This window comes from Pandoraea eparura, assembly GCF_902459725.1.
Taxonomy (GTDB): domain Bacteria; phylum Pseudomonadota; class Gammaproteobacteria; order Burkholderiales; family Burkholderiaceae; genus Pandoraea; species Pandoraea eparura.
The window spans coordinates 89,332-112,063 of sequence record NZ_CABPSH010000012.1 but is presented as its reverse complement, the minus strand read 5'-3'; the positions used below and the strand labels follow the sequence as shown (position 1 = coordinate 112,063).

Annotated in this window: 20 protein-coding genes; 9 read left to right on the top strand and 11 right to left on the bottom strand. The window is 62.6% G+C overall.

The features are described 5' to 3' along the window. Positions 1-21: 21 nt before the first annotated feature. The 3 genes from PEP31012_RS19845 to PEP31012_RS19835 form a co-directional block, all read right to left on the bottom strand. Positions 22-975, bottom strand: a complete 954-nt coding sequence (locus PEP31012_RS19845) for a LysR family transcriptional regulator (protein WP_150591060.1) — start codon at positions 973-975, stop codon at positions 22-24. Between the two features lie 170 nt (positions 976-1,145). Beyond that, entirely contained in the window at positions 1,146-2,474 is a 1,329-nt protein-coding gene (locus tag PEP31012_RS19840) for an NAD(P)/FAD-dependent oxidoreductase (protein WP_150591020.1), read from the bottom strand. Positions 2,475-2,594: 120 nt separating this feature from the next. After that, on the bottom strand, positions 2,595-4,019 hold the full coding sequence (locus PEP31012_RS19835) for an aldehyde dehydrogenase family protein (RefSeq protein WP_246171390.1): 1,425 nt from the start codon (positions 4,017-4,019) through the stop codon (positions 2,595-2,597). A gap of 260 nt (positions 4,020-4,279) precedes the next feature. Between PEP31012_RS19835 and PEP31012_RS19830 the strand changes: the two genes are divergently transcribed. The 9 genes from PEP31012_RS19830 (at position 4,280) to PEP31012_RS19790 (ending at position 15,896) form a co-directional block, all read left to right on the top strand. Beyond that, on the top strand, positions 4,280-5,200 hold the full coding sequence (locus tag PEP31012_RS19830) for a LysR substrate-binding domain-containing protein (RefSeq protein WP_150591018.1): 921 nt from the start codon (positions 4,280-4,282) through the stop codon (positions 5,198-5,200). A 228-nt stretch (positions 5,201-5,428) separates the two neighbouring features. Further along, entirely contained in the window at positions 5,429-6,799 is a 1,371-nt protein-coding gene (locus tag PEP31012_RS19825; protein ID WP_150591017.1) for an APC family permease, read from the top strand. Positions 6,800-7,306: 507 nt separating this feature from the next. Further along, positions 7,307-9,253 (top strand): ATP-dependent zinc metalloprotease FtsH, encoded by a 1,947-nt coding sequence (ftsH, locus tag PEP31012_RS19820; RefSeq protein ID WP_150591016.1) that lies wholly within the window; start codon positions 7,307-7,309, stop codon positions 9,251-9,253. Continuing rightward, positions 9,225-10,031, top strand: a complete 807-nt coding sequence (gene ppk2 / locus PEP31012_RS19815) for a polyphosphate kinase 2 (RefSeq protein WP_150591015.1) — start codon at positions 9,225-9,227, stop codon at positions 10,029-10,031. The genes ftsH and ppk2 overlap by 29 nt, the downstream gene beginning before the upstream one ends. A gap of 140 nt (positions 10,032-10,171) precedes the next feature. Then, on the top strand, positions 10,172-11,374 hold the full coding sequence (locus PEP31012_RS19810; protein WP_174978327.1) for a DUF3300 domain-containing protein: 1,203 nt from the start codon (positions 10,172-10,174) through the stop codon (positions 11,372-11,374). Next, positions 11,374-12,312 carry a DUF2950 domain-containing protein gene (locus tag PEP31012_RS19805; protein WP_150591013.1) on the top strand — a complete coding sequence of 313 codons (939 nt, stop codon included), beginning with the start codon at positions 11,374-11,376 and terminating at the stop codon, positions 12,310-12,312. The genes PEP31012_RS19810 and PEP31012_RS19805 overlap by 1 nt, the downstream gene beginning before the upstream one ends. A gap of 39 nt (positions 12,313-12,351) precedes the next feature. Next, a complete protein-coding gene (locus PEP31012_RS19800; protein WP_150591012.1) occupies positions 12,352-13,182 on the top strand; it encodes an ATP-binding cassette domain-containing protein in 831 nt (276 codons plus the stop codon). Positions 13,183-13,185: 3 nt separating this feature from the next. Beyond that, the gene (locus PEP31012_RS19795) at positions 13,186-13,956 is read left to right on the top strand and encodes an ABC transporter permease (RefSeq protein WP_150591011.1); all 771 of its coding nucleotides are present in this window, start codon (positions 13,186-13,188) and stop codon (positions 13,954-13,956) included. A 329-nt stretch (positions 13,957-14,285) separates the two neighbouring features. Next, on the top strand, positions 14,286-15,896 hold the full coding sequence (locus PEP31012_RS19790) for a methyl-accepting chemotaxis protein (RefSeq protein ID WP_150591010.1): 1,611 nt from the start codon (positions 14,286-14,288) through the stop codon (positions 15,894-15,896). A 34-nt stretch (positions 15,897-15,930) separates the two neighbouring features. Here PEP31012_RS19790 and PEP31012_RS19785 read toward each other — a convergent pair whose 3' ends face one another. The 8 genes from PEP31012_RS19785 to PEP31012_RS19750 form a co-directional block, all read right to left on the bottom strand. Next, positions 15,931-16,203, bottom strand: coding sequence for a dodecin family protein (locus tag PEP31012_RS19785; protein WP_246171389.1), 273 nt, complete (start codon positions 16,201-16,203; stop codon positions 15,931-15,933). A gap of 102 nt (positions 16,204-16,305) precedes the next feature. Next, the gene (locus PEP31012_RS19780; RefSeq protein ID WP_150591009.1) at positions 16,306-16,959 is read right to left on the bottom strand and encodes a nitroreductase family protein; all 654 of its coding nucleotides are present in this window, start codon (positions 16,957-16,959) and stop codon (positions 16,306-16,308) included. 168 nt (positions 16,960-17,127) lie between these two features. Then, entirely contained in the window at positions 17,128-18,933 is a 1,806-nt protein-coding gene (locus PEP31012_RS19775) for an adenosylcobalamin-dependent ribonucleoside-diphosphate reductase (protein ID WP_150591008.1), read from the bottom strand. A 15-nt stretch (positions 18,934-18,948) separates the two neighbouring features. Next, positions 18,949-19,452, bottom strand: a complete 504-nt coding sequence (locus PEP31012_RS19770) for a BCAM0308 family protein (RefSeq protein ID WP_174978326.1) — start codon at positions 19,450-19,452, stop codon at positions 18,949-18,951. 330 nt (positions 19,453-19,782) lie between these two features. Beyond that, positions 19,783-21,051, bottom strand: coding sequence for a putative glycoside hydrolase (locus PEP31012_RS19765; protein WP_150591007.1), 1,269 nt, complete (start codon positions 21,049-21,051; stop codon positions 19,783-19,785). Continuing rightward, positions 21,044-21,841 carry a polysaccharide deacetylase family protein gene (locus tag PEP31012_RS19760; RefSeq protein ID WP_425494978.1) on the bottom strand — a complete coding sequence of 266 codons (798 nt, stop codon included), beginning with the start codon at positions 21,839-21,841 and terminating at the stop codon, positions 21,044-21,046. Before PEP31012_RS19760 ends, PEP31012_RS19765 begins: the two co-directional genes overlap by 8 nt. Beyond that, positions 21,838-22,215, bottom strand: coding sequence for a TraR/DksA family transcriptional regulator (locus PEP31012_RS19755; protein WP_150591005.1), 378 nt, complete (start codon positions 22,213-22,215; stop codon positions 21,838-21,840). The genes PEP31012_RS19760 and PEP31012_RS19755 overlap by 4 nt, the downstream gene beginning before the upstream one ends. A gap of 13 nt (positions 22,216-22,228) precedes the next feature. Next, the gene (locus PEP31012_RS19750) at positions 22,229-22,603 is read right to left on the bottom strand and encodes an ElaB/YgaM/YqjD family protein (RefSeq protein WP_150591004.1); all 375 of its coding nucleotides are present in this window, start codon (positions 22,601-22,603) and stop codon (positions 22,229-22,231) included. Positions 22,604-22,732 lie beyond the last annotated feature (129 nt).

Below are 22,732 nucleotides of genomic sequence, written 5' to 3'. Positions count from 1 at the left end.
TGCGCTGCCAGTCGCTAGCCCTCAAGGGGTCTTCACAGTTTGTGAAGGCTGCGGCACGCGCAGCCGCGCGCCGGGCCAACGGCCTTCGTGCACCAGTTGACGCGCGACATCGGCGAGGACGACACGTGCGGCAAGACCGGCGGGAGACAGTTCATCGTCGGAGACACTGACGATCATGTTGGGCCGCGTGGCGTAGCGCTCCGCGACTTGCACACTGGCCAGCACACCGTTCGCGGATCGTGCGAGCGCCGCGCCGGGCTGTATCGTCGCCCCCATGCCGGTTCGAACCAAGTCCATGAGCAGTGCTAGGCCGTCTACTTCGGCGACCACGTTCGGTTCATACGCGGCGCGCCGGAACGCCGACGACAGCAGCGCGCGGAGCCCATGCGTGCCGCTGGGAAGGATCAGCGCAAGCCTGCCGAGGTGCTTCAGTCTGACGGACGCGCCCGTCGGCATACCATCGAGTTCTCTAACGCCGATGAGGAAAAGCTGCTCGTCGAGCAGTGGCATCACACTCCACCGTTGCGCGGGTTCCTCACGAAAGAGCACGGCGAGATCGATCTGGCGCGCGCTAAGCATGGGAGCGAGATAGCCGGAGAGACTTTCGACGATGCGCAGCCGAACATCGGGATAACGCGCACGCATGGCTTGTGCAAATGCGACGCCGAGCACGCTCGCCGTGCTCGGCGCCATGCCGACGCTCACATGGCCAGACAAACGGGCGGAGCGCGCGGCAACCGCGGCGTCGTCAATATGGCGCAGCGCGAGTTGTGCCTGGCGCCAAAAGGCCATGCCGGCGTCAGTTGGCACGACGCCGGCGGAAGTGCGCTGCAAAAGTCGTGTCGAAAGTTCGCCTTCGAGACGGCTGATCTGCTGGCTCAATGCGGAGGTGACCACACCGAGTTCCAACGCGGCCCGTCCCATACTTCCGTGTTCCACCACGCTCACAAAATACCGTAGTTGTCTCAATTCCATTTCGCGATCAGCCAAGAAGTTTCGGTAAGCATGCGTCGAAGGCTACCGACTTGGCAAGTCGCAATGCCCCGCCGCCCGGTGAGAACTCTGGCCTTGCCGACTTGATGGCAGGACCACAGCGTCATTGAACCCGGTCGCGAAAAACGGCTTGATTGACACCCGGATTCAACCTACATCATCTCCGGACGAAGGAGCTGCCCGCCCTTCTTGAATCGGTTCAGACTGAACGGTGTGATGTCGGAATAGGTCGTTTTATTCTGCGCCATTTCAGACACTAACAAGCCGGCCCCTGGGCCTAGACCGAACCCATGCCCGCTGAACCCTGAGGCGACGATCAAACCCGGGATTTCATCTACGGTTGAAATCACCGGAACGAGATCCGGCGTCGTATCGATGAGGCCCGCCCACGCCTGCAATATCCGCACGCCTTTCATTTGAGGAAAGCAGGTCGTCAGGTTGTTGACCGCCTGCACCAACCATTCTTCGTCGATGGCCGGCTCCAGTACGCGAATACGCTCGAACGGCGAGATGTCGTCAAGCGCCCAGCTTGCCGACGCCTCTGGCCCGTGAAAGAAACTCTTGCCGATGCGAATCTTCAGCTTCTTCGTCAGCGCGGACCGATAGGTCCGATAGAACTTCAAGGCGTACCGCATCCCTTGTGGGGCCAGTTCGACACGGCCATAGCCAGGTACGGCAAGCGTGTATCCTCCATCGAGACGGCGACGCAACGCAAACCCGGGACCGTTGAATGTGCCTCCGGGCAATGCCGGGACTTGCGACGTGCGCATCGCGGTGCCCACCACATTGGCGACCGGCAACTCAACGCCGTGGCGTTTCAACAAGCGCGAACTCCACGCGCCTCCGGCACACACGACCGTCGCCGCGCGAATGAGACCGCGTTCCGTCCACACACCGGTGATACGGCCAGCGCTGATGTCGAATCCTCGCGCGGCACATGTCTGCAACACATAGGCGCCCAGTCCTTTTGCCCCCTCGGCGATGGCAGGCGCAGCCTTGCTCGGTTCGGCCAACCCGTCCGACGGCGACCAGAGACCACCCACCCACCGCGCCGTCCCCGTCGGAATGCGGGATTTGAGCTCCGCTGCCGAGAGAAGATCGAACGAATAGCCAATCGCCTTTGCGCCGACCGCCCACTTTTCCCATCTCGCAACGTCTGCCTCAACCGTCGTTCCATACAGACTGCCCTGACGGCGGAAGCCGAGATCGCGACCGATCTCATTTCCGATCTCCGACCATCGCGTCAAGCTACGCATTGCCATGACCAATTCGTCATGCCTGCGATTTTGCTGACGCACCCACCCCCAGTTGCGCCCGGACTGCTCGGCGCCGATGAACCCTTTCTCCACCAGGGCGACCGATACCCCCTGACGCGCCAACTCGTAGGCGGAAGTGGTACCAATGATGCCTCCGCCGATGATGATCACGTCCACATCGGTGGGCATCACGGGACTATCGCTGACTCTGTCGATTTGCAACATGGATATCTTGCTTGAAGTTCCGTTGTCCGCCGCCCTTTGCCTCAGGGCGACCCGTGTGCCGCATTCCCTTCCCTACGTTGCGCGATTCGGAATGGCATGCGACGCGCTCGGCGATCGCCATCAGGCGTAACCCAGGATCGCTTTCGTCTCGAGGTACTCCTCGAATCCATGGATGCCGTACTCGCGACCGTTTCCCGAGCGCTTGTAGCCGCCAAACGGCGCATGGGCGTCCCACGCCGGATGGTTGATGTGCACTTGGCCCGACCGGATGCGCGACGCAACCGCTCGCGCATGCATCAGGTTCTCGCTCTGGACGTGCGCACCCAGGCCGTACTTCGTATCGTTCGCGATCGCAATCGCCTCATCGACGGTGTCGTACGCCATGAGGCTCAGGACCGGCCCGAAAATCTCCTCCTGTGCGATGCGCATGTCGGCCGTCACGTCGGAGAAAATCGTCGGCCGAACAAAGTAACCGTGGCTCAAACCTGGCGGGAATCCGGGACCACCGCAGATGAGCCTTGCACCCTGTGCGATACCCACATCGATCATGGCCCGTACGCGGTGAAATTGTGCTTCGTTTGCAATCGGCCCGAGCGTTGTCTGCGCCGAACCTGGATCCCCAACGACCATCGACTCAACGGTGGCGCAGGCCATGCGTTCGACGTCGGCGAGACGATCGCGAGGGACAATCATTCGCGTGGGCGCACTGCACGACTGCCCTGCATTGCGAAACGCGGCCATGACGCCTAAGGCCACTACCCGCCCAAAATCGGCATCCGGTAGCAGGACGTTCGGTGACTTCCCTCCCAGCTCCAGTGTGACCCGCTTGACCGAGTCTGCCGCCGCCTTCGCCACGAGCGCGCCGGCCCGATTGGAGCCGGTGATCGAGATCATGTCGACCTGCTCATGCGCCGCGAGGGCTTCGCCCACTTCCGGGCCGCTGCCTTGCACAAGGTTGAATACCCCCGCCGGCACCCCGGCATCGTGAGCGATCTGCGTGAATATCTCGGCGTTCAGGGGCGATAACTCGCTGGGCTTGAGAATCACCGTACATCCTGCGGCAAGCGCGGGCCCCACCTTTGCCGTAATTTGGTACAGCGGCCAGTTCCAGGGGGTGATCAACGCACAGACCCCAATGGGCTCACGTGTAATGGCCGTGTGAGCGTCAACCTTGAGAAAAGGGTAGCCAGCCGCGATTTCGCTTGCCACACGAAGATGCTCCGCGGCAAACGGTACGTGCGAGGCACGGGCGAACGATATCGGTGCGCCCATCTCCGACATGATCGTCTGTGCGAGCAGTTCCTTTCGGTCAAGAACGAGGCGATACATTCGGTTCAGGATCTCGACGCGATCCGCCACCGGCGTGTCGGACCATGGAACGAACGCCCTTCGGGCCGCGGCGACCGCCTTGTCGACATCTTCCCGCGATCCGACTGCCAGCTGGCGAATCGCGTGGCCAGTCGCCGGGTTGACGACGGGCACCGTCCGGGGATTCGCCGGCGCCAACCACTCGCCATTGATGTACAGCGTGCGCGTGCTGTCCATTGCAACGTTGTCCATAGTCGTAGCTGTGCGAGTCATGATTCCGACCTCTCAAAAGCGGAAAGTGATTCAGATGGGCTCAAGATAAGGAAGCAAACGGGTGCGGTGTGTAACACGCGGTAAATGCGACATTAAATCTTTATTAATGGACGCACCATCCAGCCAGGATCTCGCGCCGTCGGCGGCCGCCGATTCGCATCGCAAGCGCCACCAGGATTTTGTCCTGTGTAATATCGAGGGAACATGACATTAATGGTGATTTAATGATCGACCTGGACGATCTGCGTCTGTTCCGTGCCTTGGGCGCTTCGCGATCGCTCGCCGCCGCAGCGCGTTTGCTGAACCTGACGCCCCCCGCGGTCACCGTCCGTCTGCAGCGCGTGGAGGAGCGGCTGGGTGTACGCCTTGCGGTACGTGGCGCGAAAGGTATCTCGCTGACCGACGAAGGTCAGCGCTTTTTGCATGAGGCGTCTGAACTGCTTGAACGTATAGACGCAATTCCGTCCCGAGTGTCGGGCGAACCCGGCAGCCTCACCGGCAATCTGCGCATCGTTGCGCCGCTTGGCTTTGGTCGCGCGCACATTGCGCCCTTGGTTCGCGAGCTTCATCGGGCACACCCAGGCCTTTCGATTTCACTGGTGCTCGCCGACAGTCCGCTCACCGCAGCGTCAGGCGCGGATGTCGTCATTTCCATTGGCAACGTCAAAGCGTCTTCCTGGGTGGGTCATTACCTGGCGCCCAATGAACGATATCTATGCGCGTCTCCCGCGTTTGCGCGCCGCCTGCCGGCCGTCGTGCATCCGTCCGAGCTCGATCGGTATGAATGTCTATGCTTGCGCGAGAACGACGAAGACGCCACGCATTTGCGATTCATGCGTAATAGCGATCGCGGAACGGGGGCAAGCAAGGCCACCACCATTCGAATGACCGGCGCATTGTCGTCAAACGACGGCACGGTCATCAGCGATTGGGCGGTCGCCGGACTTGGCATGATGGAGCGGTCCGAGTGGGACGCCGCGCGACTGATTGCCGCTGGAAAACTGGTTCGCCTACTGCCGGAATGGCGCTTGGCGCCCGCCCCCATCATGGCGCTGGTGCCAACGCGCCACGGACTTTCGGGCCGTCAGCGCGTGTTTCTCGAGACGGCGAAGCGTGCCTTCGATCCGCCGCCGTGGCGTCGGTGACGCTCTGACAACGCCCACACACCCCGTGGTTCAGCGCACCTTGCACCAAAGTGGACCACGGGTGCCCCCAGGAAGGCCAGGCAAGTCCGGCACGACAGCGAATTGCGACCCGCCGGGACCGGAAAATCAACGGCGAACGCAAGAATGACATCCCCCTCTTGCCTGGACATCCGGCATGGAGTAAAAGGTCGATCCATCCATGTCAACCTAGTCTAGAACCGCACGCCTATGGACCAACCCGCCAAACTCAACGCCGACTCGCTGAGCATCGTCGAATCGGTGATCATGGGCATCGCCGGCACCGCGCCGGCCTACAGTGTCGAGATCACGACGTCCACCATCATTGGGACGGCCGGCACGCTGTCCCCGGCGAGCATTCTCGTGTGCGGGCTCATCATGTTTGGCATCGCGTACGCGTTCATCAACATGAACCGTGCCCTGGCCAGTGCCGGTACCTCCTATTCGTGGGTGAGCATGGTCTTCGGACGCACGCTCGGCTTCTTTGCCGGCTGGGCGCTTCTGGTGCTGTGCTGCGTGTTCATGGTGTCCGCCATGATTCCGGCGGCGAATGCCACACTGCTCATCTTTGATCGGCCCATGATGAACAATGTGCACTACGTGACGCTGATCGCGGCCGCGTGGCTCACGGTCGTCAGTGCGATTGTCGTCAAGGGTGTCAAGCTGACCAGCTACGTGCAGGTGGTGATGACCATCATCGAGGGCATCATCCTGCTGGTGATCATCGTCGCGAGCTTTTTCGTGTTCCCGCACGCACAACAGCACGCGTTCTCGTGGCACTGGTTCTCGCCTCTTGCGTTTACCCCCGCGCAGTTCGCCAGCGGTGCCTTGGTGGCGATCTTCTTCTTTTACGGCTGGGACGTGACCATGAACCTCAGCGAGGAGACGCGCGATTCGAACCGCATCCCGGGCCGGGCCGCGTTCTGGTCGATGGTGTTCCTGATGGTGTTCTTCCTCGTCTTCATCGTCATCGCCTTGCTGGGGCTGTCGGACGCCGAGATCCAGCACTTCAATACCAATATCATCTTCGCCATTGCCGAGAAGCTGTTCGGGCCGACCTGGGGCTACGTCGCGATCATCGCGGTGTTGCTGAGCACGGTGGGCACGGTCGAGACACAGATGCTGCAGTTCACGCGCACGCTCTTCGCCAAGAGCCGCGACGGCGCCCTCCACCATCGCTATGCGCGACTGCATCCGCGTTGGCAAACGCCCCACGTCGCCATCTTCTTCATCTGGATCATCGGGCTGGCGCTGCTGTTCATGTCGTCCTATCTGCCGACCATCAACGTCATCCTGCAGGATTCGATCACTGCCATCGGCTTCCAGATCTGCTTCTATCTCGGGCTGACCGGCCTGGCCTGCGGTTGGTACTACCGCAAGGTGCTGACGCAGGGGCCCTGGGCCGCCGTGACCCATGTCATCTGGCCGGTCGCAAGCGGGCTGTTCCTCTTCTTCATTGCGGTCTACAGCATCCCGACCTTCGACTGGGCGACCAATGTCGTCGGGATGGGCGGCATCGTCATCGGTATCGTGCCGCTGCTGATGAATCGCAAAAAAATCTGGGTGGCCCGGCAGAGTTGAGCCGGCTGGGTCCCTGACGCACCGCTGACATTGCCCGCGCGGGTCACTCGCTGACTCGTGCGAGCGGTGGACGCCTCAATTCGACACACTCCCATGCGTAGCGATCAGCCTCCTTGTCTCGTGACAAGACCACGGGCTTGTCGCTCGGCGCATGCTTGCCGATGCCTTGTGCCGGAAAGTATTGCCGCAGAAGCCGACCGACGGACTCGACGCCGACACTCGCTTCTTATTCGCCTCGCCGAAAGGCGGCTTCCATCGGCCGGCACACGGCCTTCCATTCTCGCGACATCAGTCCCCCCGATCCGGCTGCCCTTCTCGGCCATGACGGCTCGCCCTCTTTTGCTTCAGGGCGGCCGCCCGTTCAGGGAGCAACGCGCCGATCAGGTCGGTGACAGGTGCGGTCAACGGGGGAATCTCCCTGCGAACGGCGCCGCGGCTTGACCTCTGTCAACCGGTGCGCTTGGCGCGCTGCCTATGATGGATTTGACCGCAAGATGGAAAGCGCCCATGGAAACCCGTCAACAGTTTTCCCTTTGGTACCTGCTCGCGGCCGTCACGGCGATGTTGATCCTTCAGAGCTTCATTACGCCTTCCGATGTCGAGCCGCTGCCGTACAGCGACTTCAAGGTGCTATTGAAGGCGGGCAAGATCAAGGACATCACCCTCGGGGAAGGCACCATCACGGGGACGCTAACGACCGACGGCATCGAGACGCTTCTGCCCAAAGCCGAGGCTGACGCGATGCAGCATGCGGGAAAGGCAGACCACGCCTTCTCGACCGTTCGCGTCAATGACCCCGCGCTGGTTCAGGAACTCGAAGCGGCGAAGGTGCGCTTCGTCGGTCAGGCAGACAACAAGTGGATTGGCGCGTTGCTGTCATGGGTTGTCCCCGCATTGCTCTTCTTTGCCGTCTGGAGCTTCCTCATCAAGCGCGTGGGGGGTGCTGCCGGCGGGATGCTGGAGATCGGAAAGAGCAAGGCCAAGGTCTATATGCAGCAGGAGACCGGCGTGACCTTCGCCGACGTCGCCGGCATCGACGAAGCCAAGGAAGAACTCGCCGAAATCGTCAATTTCCTGAAAGATCCCGAGCGCTACCGGCGACTGGGCGGCAAGATCCCCAAAGGGGTATTGCTGCTCGGGGCGCCCGGCACCGGCAAGACGCTCCTGGCCAAGGCAGTCGCGGGCGAGGCGGCCGTACCGTTCTTCAGCATCAGCGGCTCCGAGTTCGTGGAGATGTTTGTAGGCGTCGGGGCCGCGCGGGTCCGCGACCTTTTCAACCAGGCCGAGGCCCAGGCCCCCTGCATCATCTTCATCGACGAACTCGACGCGCTGGGCAAGACCCGCGCCCTGGGCACCTTTACCGGCAACGACGAACGCGAACAAACGCTGAACCAGTTGCTGGTCGAGATGGACGGTTTCGATACCAACAAGGGCGTCATCATCATGGCGGCCACCAATCGACCGGAAATTCTGGATCCGGCGCTATTGCGTCCCGGCCGGTTCGACCGCCACGTCGCGCTGGACAGGCCGGACCTGAAGGGGCGCGAACAGATTCTCAAGGTCCATGTGAAGCACGTCGTCCTGGCGCCCAGCGTCGAGTTGACTACGCTGGCGGCGCGCACGCCCGGTTTCGCCGGCGCCGAACTGGCCAATCTCGTTAACGAGGCCGCACTGCTGGCCGCGCGCAAGGGCAAGGACGCCGTGGAAATGGTCGACTTCGACGAGGCGCTGGACCGCATCGTCGGCGGCCTGGAAAAGAGGAATCGGGTGATGAATCCGCAAGAGAAGGAGACCATCGCTTACCACGAGGCCGGTCATGCCATCGTGGCGGAACTGCGCCCGCATGCCGACCGCGTATCGAAGGTGTCCATCATTCCGCGTGGCGTGTCGGCGCTTGGCTATACCCAGCAGACCCCAACCGAGGATCGGTATCTGCTCAAGCAAAGTGAGCTGCTCGACCGGCTCGACGTGCTGCTCGGCGGACGCGTGGCCGAACAGATTGTCTTCGGCGATGTGTCCACCGGCGCCCAGAACGACCTCCAGCGGGCGACCGATATTGCGCGGCAGATGATTACCCAGTTCGGCATGAGCGAGCAGCTTGGGCTGGCGACCTACGAGGACATGCCGAATCCGCTCTTCAACGGCATCGGCATGGTGCCGCGCGAGCGCAAGACGTGCAGCGAGGAAACCGCACGGCTGATCGACGCAGAGGTCCGCAAGATTCTGGCGCAGGCCAGTGAGCGTGTGCGACAAACGCTCCTGGCTTGTCGCCCCAAGCTCGACGCCTTGGCCAAGCGCCTCCTCGCGCAGGAAGTGGTCGGACGCAGCGAGCTTGAACTTCTGCTCTCCGAAAAGGTGACCCAACTGTCGCCCACGAGGCCGTCGGTGCCCGTGGCCCCGGTGCCGCGCGAATCAGGGCAACAGCATGAAGGCGAAGACACACGATTATCCTGATGAGCGGGAGATCAGTTCGCTCACGGTCGATGACTACGAGCGGGAACTGCGACTGCTGCAGATTGAACTGGTCAAGCTGCAGCGGCATTTCCTCAGTCACGTCAACGACAGGATCCTGGTGATCTTCGAGGGACGAGACGCTTCTGGCAAGGACGGCACCATCAAACGGATCGTCGAGCATCTCAGTCCTCGGGAGACACGCGTGGTCGCGCTCGGAAAGCCCTCCGACCGTGACCGTGGCTCGTGGTACTTCCAGCGATACGTTGCCGAACTTCCCGCCCCAGGCGAATTTACGCTATTCAATCGCAGTTGGTACAACCGCGCGGGCGTGGAGCACGTCATGGGCTTCTGTACCCACGCGGAATATGAGGAGTTCATGTCGAGCGTCACGGCATTTGAAGGCATGCTGGTGCGCTCGGGGATACACCTCATCAAGTACTACCTCGATATCACCAAGGACGAACAACAACGGCGCATTGCGTCGCGGCGTCGGGACCCCCTCAAGCAGTGGAAGGTCAGCCCCGTCGATGAACAAGCCGTGGCGCTGTGGAAGAAGTACAGCAAGGCGAGAAACGAGATGTTCGCCCGGACGAATGACGGGGTGCCGTGGAATGTTGTCAGGGCTGACGACAAGCGGGTCGCGCGCCTGAATGTCATCAAGGATCTGCTCACGCGCCTTCATTACGCTGGCAAGAACACGAAGCTAATTCGTCCGAATCCGGACATCGTGTTTCCGTATGCCGAGGCGCATCTGCTGACCGGCGCGATCGCGAAGTGAGGGGGTACCGTAGTTACTCTCATTGGCGCACCCCATTGACGCATGTCAATTACAAAAATGCGCGCTGATCCAGTATGTAGTCTATGAGAACGGGTTGCGCCGGGGCGTTGTGGAGGTCTTGCTCTCCTGAGGGGCAGCCGATGGGAATAAAACTTGCAAAGTTGCTGGCGATTGCGGGGATCCTCGTGGTGGCAGTTTCTGCCAGGCTATTTTCGCAGCAAGCTGCGCCCGACGGCCGTGTACTTCCCTATGCGCCCGAGCAACTCGATCAAATGCTGGCACCCATCGCGCTCTATCCCGATGCGCTCTTGTCCCAGATGCTGATGGCGTCCACCTATCCGCTCGAAGTCGTACAAGCGGATAGGTGGCTGCGAGCGCCCGGGAATGCAGTGCTCAGAGGCAATCAGTTGGCCGATGCGCTGGCCCCCCTCCCTTGGGATCCTAGCGTCAAGTCGTTGGTGCCGTTTCCGCGAATCTTGTACATGATGGACGACAACCTCGACTGGACGGAGCGCCTGGGCAATGCGTTCCTTACTAACGAAGCCGCCGTCATGGACGCGATCCAGCGGCTGCGCAGCCGTGCGAAAGCCGCCGGCAAATTGGCGAGTACAGAGCGATCGACGGTTTCCGATGAGGACGGCGCCATCGTGATCGCGCCGGCCGATCCAGCGTTGATCTACGTGCCGGTCTATGACCCTCATATAGTCTACGGACCTTGGCCGTACCCCGCCTATCCTCCCGTTGCATTTCCCGGAATCTGGGGCGGTGTGTCCATCGGCGACCTTGGCTTCGGTTGGGTCGGCTTCAGCGTCGTCCTCCCGCTATGGGGGTGGAGCTATTGCAACTGGCATGACCACCGCATCGACGTGGTTCGGGGGCGCTTCGGTAATACCCATCGCAGTGGTGCCTATTCCGGGAGCATGTGGGAGCACGATCCAGCACATCGCCACGGCGTGCCATACAGCGACGTGACACCCTCGCGTCGCGCTGGCGTCCCAGCCGTATCACCCGATTTGCAGCGTACCTTCCGGGGATATTCCGTGCCGTCAGCGACACCACCCGCACCGTCTGCTCGATCGACGCCCACCGTTCCTGCGCGCCCCGCCTACCCATCTCCGCAACGAACGCCTCCTCCGCCCCCCGCAGCACGTCCTGCCACAGGTTCGCAGTCGCCGGGGGTTCCACCATCGTTCGAGTCGTTCGGGCGCGGCGCAAGCGTGCGCAATCAGGCGCTGCGTGGTCAGGCCAGTCGTATGTCGAGCTCACCGCCGCACCAGAACGGGAGCTCCGGCAGGAGCATGACACCACAAGTCGCCCCCTCAGGCGGGCATGGGAGACGATAATGCGTCAGATAGGCAAAGCGCGGCACGTCCGGCGATGGCGCAACCTTGTTGGCGCGATCATTGTCTGCCTGACCGGCATCCCGTCGTGGGCCGAACAGATCTCGCAGCCGACGTATTCTTCGCCGGAGGATGCTGCCGAAGCGTTGGCCTCGGCCTGGCACGCCGGCAACACAGCAGCCCTTCTCGCGGTGTTCGGTCAAAGTGCGGCCGCGCTTACCCGCTCCGGCGACCCGGAAGGAGAGCGAATCGCTCGGCGCAGATTGGCCGCAGCATATGACGAAGCGCATCAGATTGAGGACGATGGCGCAGGTCACGCGGTGATCGTGCTCGGCAAGGACGATTGGCCATATCCGATTCCTCTGACGCGAGAAAACGCGCGTTGGCACTTTGATATCCCCGCGGGCGCGCAGCAAATCATCGACCGGCGCATTGGCTACCACGAGATTCACGCGATCCAGGTCTGCCGCGCATATGTTGAAGCCCAACTGAGCTACGGCGATGCCCATCGAACCCCAAGCGGGCGCCAGACGTTTGCGACGCGAATCGCCAGTTCGCCTGGCAAGCATGACGGGCTTTATTGGGTGACATCGGGCGGCGATCAGGAGAGCCCGTTGGGGCCATTTCTCGCCGCTGCCGATGTGCATGGGGCGTCGGGGATGCCCGCGCAGCCGTTTCGTGGCTATCTCTTTCGTGTGCTGACCTCGCAGGGCAAGCATGCACCGGGGGGGGCGCAAACCTACATCGTTGACGGTCAGATGACCGGCGGGTTCGCCCTGCTCGCTTTCCCGGCCGCGTACGGCGTCTCCGGTGTGATGACCTTTGTCGTCAATCGCAACGGCGTTGTCTACCAGAAGAATCTCGGTCCGCACACGGCTGACGTCGTGCGCAGGATCCGTGCCTATGATCCCGATGACAGTTGGACGCCCGCGCTGCCCTGACACCCATCGAAAACGTCGCGCCACCTCAACGGACATCTCATGAACAGTCTTCGCTCCCAGCAGGACGCGGCAGATGCCTCGGCGATCGTCACAAAGAAGCTGTCCAAGCACTTTGGCGACCTTATTGCCCTGGACCAACTCTCCCTGACAGTGGTCAAAGGTCAGATATTCGGCTTGCTCGGCCCTAATGGCGCGGGCAAGAGCACGACGATCAAGATTCTCACGACGCTTCTCAACGCCAGTTCGGGCTACGCCGAAGTGGCCGGCTTCGATGTCGCGAAGGCGCCAGTCGAGGTGCGCCGCAGAATAGGTTATGTGCCGCAACTGCTGTCCGCAGACGGTGCACTGACGGCTCGCGAAAATCTGACGCTGTCTGCTCGTCTATATGGGATTTTCGGTGCGCAGTGCGTGACGCAGGTACGCGAGGCGCTTGAGTTTTCGGGACTACTCAACTCGGCCGACCAACTTGTTCGAACTTATTCAGGCGGTATGATCCGGCGTCTGGAAGTGGCACAGGCAACCCTGCACCGCCCGGAGATTCTGTTTCTCGACGAGCCGACGATCGGTCTGGACCCGGTCGCACGTAAAACGGTTTGGGAGCGACTTGAGCAACTCCGCCGAGATCAACTGGTGACGGTTCTCATCACAACGCACGACATGGAAGAAGCGGACGTGCTTTGCGATCAACTCGCAATTCTTCACGAGGGGCGCATGGCAGCCATTGGACGCCCGAAGGAACTCAAGGCAATGGTTGGTCCAAACGCCGATCTGAATGACGTTTTCGCCCACTTTAGTGGGGCAGTGATAGAACACGGCGGCAGCTATCGAACCATCCGTGAAAGTCGAAGCACCATTCAACGATTGGGGTAGACAATGTTCGCCGTTCTATACGAGAGTCTCGCGATTGCTGATGCAGAGGTGCGAAAGCTGCGTCGCGATCCCACTGAGCTGCTTTCCCGAGCGATTCAGCCGGTGTTGTGGCTTGTCGTGTTCGGACAAGTGTTCAGTGCGGTGCGCGGTATTCCAACCGGGCAGTTGCGGTATCTGGATTACATGGCACCGGGCATTCTGGCGCAAAGCATCCTGTTTTCATCGATCTTCTACGGCATCGCCATCATCTGGGAGCGCGACCTGGGCATTGTTCACAAGCTTCTTGTCACACCTGCGCACCGCAGCGCATTGGTGCTTGGCAAGGCGCTCGCCGCTACGCTGCGCGGTCTTGTGCAGACGTTGGTCGTCTACCTCATTGCCGCCGCGTTGCACGTCTCCATTCGTCTACAGCCGCTGGCGATCATCACCGTGATTTGCAGCGTATGTGTCGGCGCGTGCATCTTTTCCACGTTTTCGCTGGTCATTGCCTGCATAGTGAAAACGCGCGAGCGGTTCATGGGGATCGGGCAAGTGTTGACGATGCCGCTGTTCTTCGCGTCGAACGCGATCTACCCCCTAGATCTGATGCCACCGTGGTTGAGGGTGATCGCAACGATCAATCCGCTGACTTACCTTGTGGACACGCTGCGAAGCGGAATGATCGTCGGTGGCATGAACAACTACGCGCTGACGACCAGCTTCGGCGTCATGATCGCCGTCTTCGCGGTGTTGCTGTTCATCGGCGCACGCCTTTATCCGAGCCTTGCAAGCTGAACGCGTGATCGAGCCCGCTCCCAACCGAAAACCCTTGCCAAGGTTGCCGCCAGCGAGTTCCGATACGTTTGAGTGCGTGGCAACGCAGACGTTGCCGCGTTCTTAAATCCCGAGGCGATTCAATGAGCGAAAACACCGGCAGACGATTGCGTCAACCGTAGATAAAGTGTCGGCCAACTGACTTGAGGAGCATCGCCGCCCGTGGACGTCGTTGCCGGCACCGACCATTGCATCGTGCCGCACCTTGCTCGCCGTCCATGATGCTCGGCCCTAGCGTGCCGGTCCCAAAGTCAACCCTTTGCCCCCCACTGCCAGTCCTGGAGGTCGTCGTGCACCGTTTTACCCTGAACACCAAACTGCTGTTGGCCTTGGGCCTGATGTGGATCAGCCTTCTGGTCATTTGCGCCTGGGGCTCGTTCAACATGCGCCAGACAATGATCGAAGAGCGCGAACTCGGCCTCAAGAACGTCGTGGATTCGGCGACCAGCGTGATTAAAAAATATGCAGATGCCGCTGACAAAGGCACGCTCACCAAAGCCGATGCCCAACGCGATGCAATCGCCGAAGTGCGCGCCATCCGTTTTGGCGACAACGGCTATCTCTCCATTTCCGACACGCACTCGAATGTCGTGATGCATCCCATCAAGCCGGAACTCGACGGCAAGAATCTCTCCAACTTCAAGGACGCGACCGGCCAATACGTGTTCCGCGAAATCTCGAACGTCGGCCGCAACGGCGGCGGGTATTTCACTTACCAATGGCCAAAGCCCGGTCACGACAAGCCGGTCGGCAAGATCAGCCGGGTCGGATACTTCGCGCCGTGGGACTGGTGTATTACCGGCGGCGTCTACATGGACGACATCAACAGCGCGTTCTTCCGTTCGCTGGCCGAATGGGCCGGGCTGCTGGTGGTGCTCGGTGGCATTGTGTCGGCCGCGATGCTGGTGATCATTCGTAACATCAAGAAGAGTCTGGGCGGTGAGCCGAACTACGCCGTCGAGATTGCCGGGCGCATTGCCCAGGGCGATCTTGCCATGACGATCGAAACACAACCCGGCGATACGACCAGCCTGCTTGCCGCCATGCGCGCCATGCAGGAAAGCCTCTCGTCCACCGTCCAGCGCATTCGCAGCGGCACCGAATCGATCACGTCGGCCGCGCGCGAAATCGCCGCGGGCAACACCGACCTGTCGGCACGCACCGAAGAACAGGCGGCGTCGTTGGAGGAAACGGCATCGTCGATGGAGCAACTCACCGCCACCGTCAAGCAAAATGCCGACAATGCGCGGCAGGCCAGCACACTCGCGGTGAATGCCTCGGAGATCGCACAACGAGGCGGTCACGTCGTCGGGCAGGTGGTTGGCACGATGCATGGGATCTCCGACAGCTCCGGCAAGGTCGTCGACATCATCAGCGTGATCGACGGCATTGCCTTCCAGACGAACATCCTTGCCCTGAACGCTGCAGTCGAAGCCGCGCGGGCCGGTGAACAGGGCCGCGGCTTCGCCGTGGTCGCCGGCGAAGTCCGAACGCTGGCGCAGCGCAGCGCGGCAGCCGCCAAGGAGATCAAGGCGCTGATCGAGAGTTCGGCTCAACAAGTGCGCGAAGGCTCGATGCTGGTCGAGCAGGCTGGCCAGACGATGACGGACATCGTCCAGGCAGTGAAGCGGGTCACGGACATCATGGGCGAGATCTCCGCGGCCTCCAGCGAGCAAAGCCACGGCATCGAACAGGTCAATCGCGCCGTCACGCAGATGGACGAGGTCACGCAGCAGAACGCCGCCCTGGTCGAAGAGGCCGCGGCCGCCGCCTCGTCAATGGAAGAGCAGGCAACGCGCCTGCAAGGGGCGGTGACCGAGTTCCAGATCGCACCCGCTGCCGTGCCGGTCCGCGTCGCCGAGCGTCCCTATCTTGTCGGGGGAAAACGGCTGGCAGCGTAAGGCCCGAGGTCGCCCAGGCGAGGTCGACCGGTCGCTACTCGAGTTTGAAACTCAGCTTTGCGGTAATTCGATAGTTGACGATCTTACCTTCGGCTACCTCGGCCGAAAAATCCTTGATGTAGATCGATTTGACATCGCGAAGGGACTTTTGGGCCGCGGCGACGGCTTTCGCCGCGGCGTCCTCCCAGCTCTTGGGGGATTCGGCAAGCACTTCGATAACTTTGACGATGTTTTTTGACATGACGGCTCCCGCGAAGGCGAGTGGCAGCTCATGGGATGTCTCCCGGCCAGGATGCGCGGCTGCCATGAGCCAAGCATGGTCGCTGCTGCATCCGCCGTGTTGACCGATGTCAAACGAATCCGCTCGCCGCTTCCCCGCCCTATCACGCCAGCGGCACCGACGCGCGCGTTATCCCGTCACCGTCGGATGGCCCACGGTCTGGGCCAGCACCGGTATTTCGTCTTCGTTGAGCGACATGGCGTTGGCCAGCATCCGATGATTCAACCAGCCTCGCACGACACACGCCAACCCAGCCGACGCACAATACAGCGACACGTTCTGCGCGATCGCGCCGACGGCGATGCCAGCGAACGAATCCCGTTGTGACTGAGGAAACGCGTCGGCGCGGGCGTGATTGACCACGTACACCAGATCGAGCGGCGCCTGACCGACGAAGTCCTGGTAGCCAGTGAGATTGCGCGCATCGACGGCATGCTTGAGGTGCAGTTGGTGCGACGCCGGGTCATAGCGATACACGCCCTCGGGCAGGGCGACGTACACGTCGATCTCGTTCACGCCGCGCGCCGACGGCGCCGTGCGCCCGCCGGTGTCGGCGCGATTGACACCGTCCGCCGCCCACAGCAGATCGCCGAGTTGCTGGCGGGAAAGCGCGGTTGGCGCAAAGTCGCGCACGCTCTTGCGACGTGCCAATGAAATCATCAACGTGGCGCCACCCTCGAGACTCGGCGGTGGCAGCGCAATGACCGGCAGTGACTCGCTGGCGGCCGGAACAGGAGATGCATTGCGCACGACAGCGTACACAGGAAGCTTGGCCTCATTCATCGCGGAAACCCTCGAAAGACGGTTGGCGGGCAATCCTGCCCGGCTGCTTGGAGCATAGGCAGCCGTTCTCGGTTGGCCTTGATGCGGGTCAACGAGCGGCACCGCCGCAGCGGGCTTCGAGCCCCGGATCGCACCATTAGCGCATTCGATACATTCGGCGCATTCGGCTCAGCAAAAACATGCCGGCCGCCCTGCCGACGCCGGCAACACCGACAGCACCTCGTCGGCGGCACGCTCAGGCCGGAAAATCGTCACGCCTTTGAGTCCGAATTGCCACGCACGATAGAGCAGATCTCCGACCCGCTCGCGCGACACACCGCTGGGCACCAGCACCGTCTTCGAGATGCCCGCATCGATGAACGGTTGCATCGCCGCCACCATGCGCAGGTGATCGTCACCGCTCACCTGACTGGCCGTGACGAAGTAGTCCGGCAACACCGCCCGATCGCCACACAAGGCGCGGAAGCACCGGTAGGCGTGATTCTCGATGCGGCAGGCGCGCGGGGCCTGATGCCGCAAGCGCAGTTGACGCTGATACGCCCAGTCGAACGCCGGCTCGATGCCGCTGGAACAGTTGCCGCCGAATGCCAGACTGACGCTTCCTGTGGGCGCTACCGACAGCAGATGACTATTGCGCAGCCCATGACGCGCAATCTCGTCGCGCACGGCATCCGGCAACGCCGACGCGAAGCGTCCCGGCGACAGACTGCGCTCGCCGCTGAACAGCGCATACGCGCCGCGTTCACGCGCCAATGCCGCCGACGCCGCATAAGCGTTGTCGCGCAGGCATCGCCCGATGGCGCTGGCGAGGTCCCTGCCCTGCGGTGCGTCGTACCGCAGACACATCATGGTCAGCGCATCAGCCAGCCCCGTGACGCCCACGCCGATCCTTCGCTTGCTTCGGGCTTCGTGCCCATGCTCGGGCAATGGCCATCGCGTGACGTCGATCGCGTTATCGAGCATTCTGACCTGGACATGGACGAGCCGCGCCAGACCGGCAAAGTCGAACGACGGCGTCCCCCCGACACCGAACGGATGCTTGACACGCCTCGACAGATCGATGGGCCCGAGCACACAACTTCCCCACGCGGGAAGCGGTTGTTCACCACACGGATTCGTCGCAACGATGGATTCGATATCGGCAAGGTCGTTGGTGTCGCGAATCGTGTCGATGAACAGCAATCCGGGCTCGCCACTCTCATGGGCCGCTTCCACGATTCGCACCCACAAGCGCCGCGCGGGTACTGTCGCATAGCACCAGTTGCCGTTGCCGAGCAAGTACGCGCCCGCCGCCAGTCGCTGCCGATTGGGCGCGGCGCGATGCTGGAGCCGCCATTCGCCGTCGCGGGCGACAGCCTCCATGAACTCGGCGCTCGCCGCCACCGATACGTTGAATGTCGTCCAGCGCCGGCGTCCGCGCTTCGCATTGACAAACTCATCCAGATCCGGGTGGTCGCACCGCAATACGGCCATCTGCGCCCCGCCGCGCGTCTCGGCCATGGCCAGCGCCTTGCAGGCAAGGTCGAACCGCTCGATGACATCGCAGACGTCGCCCGTCCCACTGTCGGACGCCGACACCAGCGCGTCGGCCGGCGCCACCGGCGAGAAGTCGTAGCCGACACCGCCGCCCATGCGCAGCGTGATCGTGGCCTGCGCGAGGGCGCGGGCGATGTCTGCCTCACGGGCCACCGGCACGTCCGGAGCGACGATCGGATGCACGAAGCAGTTCACCATCGTCGCGTGTTTGCCCGTGCCGGCGTTGGCCATGATCCGGCCCGCGCCGATCGCGCCCCGCAGCATGTTGCCGTAGAACTGCCGTGCCGCCTCCCGACGTCGATCCGGTGGCTCTGCCTCGGCCAGCGTACGCGCGACCCGTCGGAAGACGTCGTCGCGCGCCGTCTCCCCCGGCGCAAGATAGCGATCCGCCAGCACCGCATCGCAGACCGTCGACGCCGATTCGTGAATGACCGACATGGGGTGGCGCCTACGTCAGGATCGGTGCCAGCGCACGTGCAACTCCGATTCGGCGTGCCCATAGTCGAGATCCAGCTTCCCGCCATAGGCGTGGCGAATGGCATTGCCGATGTCGCGTGCAATGTGCATCCCGGTGGTCGTGATCGCCGTACCGTCCTCGCCCGACGTGATCGCCATCACGCGCTCCATCGGATGTTCCCGGTGCAGCCGCAGCGCACGGTGATTCACCAGGCCGAGAATTTCCTGTCGATGCGCCGCCTCGAAGGCGCCGTCCAGCAACAAGCGCGCCGCGGGCACGCCGTCGGCGCTGCGATGGCAGGCCGAGCACATGACGGCCGCCGCGTCGGCCGGCACGGCGCGCCATTGCCAATGGCCGCGCAGATAGACGGCGTGACACACCGGGCAAGCCGCGAGCGCGGGGGCGGCTGACGGTTGCTTGTAACTGTCGGGCACATGCTCGTCCGGAAAGCGATCCCACCTCGTGGGCCGGACCATGGCAGACCTAGCTCTGACTTTCATGGTGTGACTCCTTGAAACGCTGGCACAGGCTGGCGTCGAATGCGTGTCCGCCACCGACGGCCACGGGAGGATGCCACGCGCTCGACATCATCGCTACGCACCGTGTGTGCCCGCCAGATATAGATACAGTAAGCCGTGGCGCGCGCCGTAACTTGGCCTGGATCAAATGGCGCGATATCTCGCGCGAGGCATCGTTCAGCTTGGGCCCAGGCGCCTGCTTTTCGCCGACAATTGGCGAGATTGGCGAGATTGGCGAGATTGGCGAGATTGGCGAGATCGGCGAGATCGGCGAGATCGGCGAGATTGCCGCGATTGGTAAGATCGGCGCATTCAGCGCGGTAAAGTCGTCGGCTCGTATCGGTTGCGCGGATTCCACAGCATCCAACCGTCGGTCCCCGCCGCGTCGGCGGCTTCGATTTGCGCACGAATCTCGGCGGCGCCAAAATTGCGACGATCGAAGGCGTAGTCACGAAAGGCCTGCAACCACGGTCGGAATCGCACCCCGGGCAATCCCGTGCGGCGCATCGCCTGCGCGAGCGAGCGCGACACGATCTCGCCCGGATACTGCGTGGGTGGGTCGTATCCGGGCAGCCCCCACGTGAATCCCGACGGATAAAGCATGGGGGCGATGTAATCGACCTGTTCGCCGAGGGTCTCGAGCCGCTGTCCGATCGCCGTGTCGTTGAGGTTCCAGCACACATAGCCGAAGATATCGACCGACAGGTAGACGTTGTAGCGCAGCAGGCGCTCGCGCGCGGCGCTCAGGAATCCGGTAATGGCGCCGACCCGGTGCTCGGCAGTGTTGGTCTCGTGAAATTCCAGCCCCGGGGTGTCCGGAAATCGCAAGTAGTCGAATTGAATCTCATCGAAGCCCATGCGCGCCGCCTCCTCGGCGACGTCGAGATTGTGCGCCCATGCGGCGGAGATCGTCGGATCGATCCATCGAAGCTGCTCTCGGTCACGCCACACATTGCCCTCGGCATCGCGCACGGCCCACTCCGGATGGGCCCGCGCCAACGGATCGTCCTTGAACACCACGATGCGGGCGATGAGGTACAAACCGCGGTCATGCAGCGATTTCACCAGCGCCGGCAGGTTCTTCACCCGTGGCGCGTTCGCCGGCACATACGCTTGTGCGCCGATGCCCTCCCGCGCATGACTACGATACGGCGTCATGCCACGATCGCCTTTGACATCGATCACCACCGCGTTGATGGCGGTGCGGGCGGGCAACGCCAGCGCCGCGTCGAGCAACGTCCGGCTTGCGATGCCGTACACCGAGAGGTAGATGGCCTTGGGGCGAAGGCGCGTCATGGCGACGGTCTCGTGCGCGCCCGCCCCGATCGACGCTTGCACCCGCGCATACCCCGGCGCGCGCACCGAGACGGCCATCGGCGCCCCCGGCGTCGTATCGGGCAGCGCGATCCCGCCGTCGCGCCCGCTGATCCAGGCGAGATCCCCGCTCACGAGCGTCGCGCCCGCAATCGGCGCATGGGTCGCGGCATCGACAACCGTCACCGCGAGCGTGTCTGCCGTGGCCGACGCTACGGGTTGCAGGCATAGCAGCGAGAGGCTCCAGACAATCCATCGGCTAATCATGATGCGCTTGTGCATTGCGTAACATGCCGCGCAGGCACGTCATGTCGCAGTGCTGCGTCATGAGGTATCGCGGCAACGCCATGGCATTCGACTGCGGCGTGACGGGTTTGGCGTCGAGCGAGAACCCGTTCGTGTAGCCCTCGTCGCGTGCGATGGCCTCCAATTCAGTATCGTAAATTCCGAATGGCCATGCCAGCAGGCGGACGGGCCGGTGCAGTTCGCCCTCGATTCGCGCGCGGGAACGGCGAAGCTGATCGTGCACGAAGCGCCGATACGCGTCCGGCGTCAAGCGCGCGCGCTCCGTCTTGAAGTTCGGATGCCACTCGGTGTGAGACTCGACGTCGAATGTCCCGGATTGCACAAGCGCGCTTAACTGATCCCACGTCATGGCATATGACGCATTGGAGATGGCCGACGGATAGATAAACAGCGTGACGGGCACCGAGCGGCCCTTCAGCATCGGCCAAAGCACCTCGTAGACGGATCGATGGCCATCGTCCACGCTCAGGACGAGCGCGCGCGGCGGCAGGTTGTCCTGCCTGCCGGCGTGCCAGGCGATGACGTCGGACAGCGGTACCACCCGATACCCGTTGTCCTCGAAAAAGCGAAGTTGCGAGCGGAAGGTATCCGTGCGCACGGTGGTCGAGTCCGTAACGCTTGCCGCGAAGCGGTGATACACGAGAATCAGCACGTCGTGCTGCGCGGGGTCGGCGAGCGCACCGCCTGCGTACGTCAACAGCGCCAGTGCGCTGGCCAGACGGGTAAGCGCGCGCCTGCTAATACCCTTCACTTCGCGCGATCGGCTGCGTACAGTTGCTCGTGGCGATGCTGGCAGACCGCACATCGCTTCGCTGTCGGATACGCCTTCAGCCGTGCATATGGAATACTCTGGCGGCAATCGATGCAGATGCCGTACTCACCGCGGCGTATGCGATCGCGCGCCGCTTCAATATCTGCGAGTTGTGCACGATAGTGGTCGAGCATGGCATCTTGCAGACGTTCGTCGACCTCCTCGCTCGCCAGGTCGACATCGTCGCGAGGCTCCGGTGCTATCAGGTCGGCGAGCGGGGAATCGGCGTCGCCCACCAAGTCGCGAATGCGCCTTTCCTCCGTGTCCATCAGCCCCTCCAGCGCGCCAAGTCCAGGGTTTTTCAGCCGTTCCATCCTTGATCTCCCATCAAAGGCGCAGGTCGGAATCCGACGGGGCATGCCGGCCTCGAGCGATCACGGGGACCATCACGGCGCCCACGACAGCCGCCAGCGCGGCGATGGATGCCGCTGCCGCTACGCTCTGCCAGGGATGCTCATGCACGTAGTGATCGGTGGTCCGCACCCATCCCGAGACGCGCTGCTGGCTCATGTTGCGCAGGGTGTCGAGCTGGGCGGTCAGTTGCTGGAGCCGGGCAGTGAGTGCGGGACGCACTTCGTCGGATGCCGAATTCGCCTCGTCGGCGAGATCGCGCAACAGGGCCTTGATATCCGCAAGCAGGGCCTCGGCATCGTTGACGAGGGTCTGCCGGTGATTCATGAAGTCCGTACGAATGTCGTTCATCTTTCGCTCCCATCGAGTTCATCCATGCGCCGCCTTGGTCGGCGCCAGCCTCGTTCACTATAGACATCTGCGCGTGGCACGCCATGACATGGCGCAAATCCGTGTGATGTTCGTGCGCGGGGCTTCTGG

Bases quoted from the DNA above. Each gene is read 5' to 3' on its own strand.
- PEP31012_RS19845 (WP_150591060.1), bottom strand. From the start codon at position 975: ATGGAATTGAGACAACTACGGTATTTTGTGAGCGTGGTGGAACACGGA.
- PEP31012_RS19840 (WP_150591020.1), bottom strand. From the start codon at position 2,474: ATGTTGCAAATCGACAGAGTCAGCGATAGTCCCGTGATGCCCACCGAT.
- PEP31012_RS19835 (WP_246171390.1), bottom strand. From the start codon at position 4,019: ATGGACAGCACGCGCACGCTGTACATCAATGGCGAGTGGTTGGCGCCG.
- PEP31012_RS19830 (WP_150591018.1), top strand. From the start codon at position 4,280: ATGATCGACCTGGACGATCTGCGTCTGTTCCGTGCCTTGGGCGCTTCG.
- PEP31012_RS19825 (WP_150591017.1), top strand. From the start codon at position 5,429: ATGGACCAACCCGCCAAACTCAACGCCGACTCGCTGAGCATCGTCGAA.
- ftsH (WP_150591016.1), top strand. From the start codon at position 7,307: ATGGAAACCCGTCAACAGTTTTCCCTTTGGTACCTGCTCGCGGCCGTC.
- ppk2 (WP_150591015.1), top strand. From the start codon at position 9,225: ATGAAGGCGAAGACACACGATTATCCTGATGAGCGGGAGATCAGTTCG.
- PEP31012_RS19810 (WP_174978327.1), top strand. From the start codon at position 10,172: ATGGGAATAAAACTTGCAAAGTTGCTGGCGATTGCGGGGATCCTCGTG.
- PEP31012_RS19805 (WP_150591013.1), top strand. From the start codon at position 11,374: ATGCGTCAGATAGGCAAAGCGCGGCACGTCCGGCGATGGCGCAACCTT.
- PEP31012_RS19800 (WP_150591012.1), top strand. From the start codon at position 12,352: ATGAACAGTCTTCGCTCCCAGCAGGACGCGGCAGATGCCTCGGCGATC.
- PEP31012_RS19795 (WP_150591011.1), top strand. From the start codon at position 13,186: ATGTTCGCCGTTCTATACGAGAGTCTCGCGATTGCTGATGCAGAGGTG.
- PEP31012_RS19785 (WP_246171389.1), bottom strand. From the start codon at position 16,203: ATGGCAGCCGCGCATCCTGGCCGGGAGACATCCCATGAGCTGCCACTC.
- PEP31012_RS19780 (WP_150591009.1), bottom strand. From the start codon at position 16,959: ATGAATGAGGCCAAGCTTCCTGTGTACGCTGTCGTGCGCAATGCATCT.
- PEP31012_RS19775 (WP_150591008.1), bottom strand. From the start codon at position 18,933: ATGTCGGTCATTCACGAATCGGCGTCGACGGTCTGCGATGCGGTGCTG.
- PEP31012_RS19770 (WP_174978326.1), bottom strand. From the start codon at position 19,452: ATGAAAGTCAGAGCTAGGTCTGCCATGGTCCGGCCCACGAGGTGGGAT.
- PEP31012_RS19765 (WP_150591007.1), bottom strand. From the start codon at position 21,051: ATGATTAGCCGATGGATTGTCTGGAGCCTCTCGCTGCTATGCCTGCAA.
- PEP31012_RS19755 (WP_150591005.1), bottom strand. From the start codon at position 22,215: ATGGAACGGCTGAAAAACCCTGGACTTGGCGCGCTGGAGGGGCTGATG.
- PEP31012_RS19750 (WP_150591004.1), bottom strand. From the start codon at position 22,603: ATGAACGACATTCGTACGGACTTCATGAATCACCGGCAGACCCTCGTC.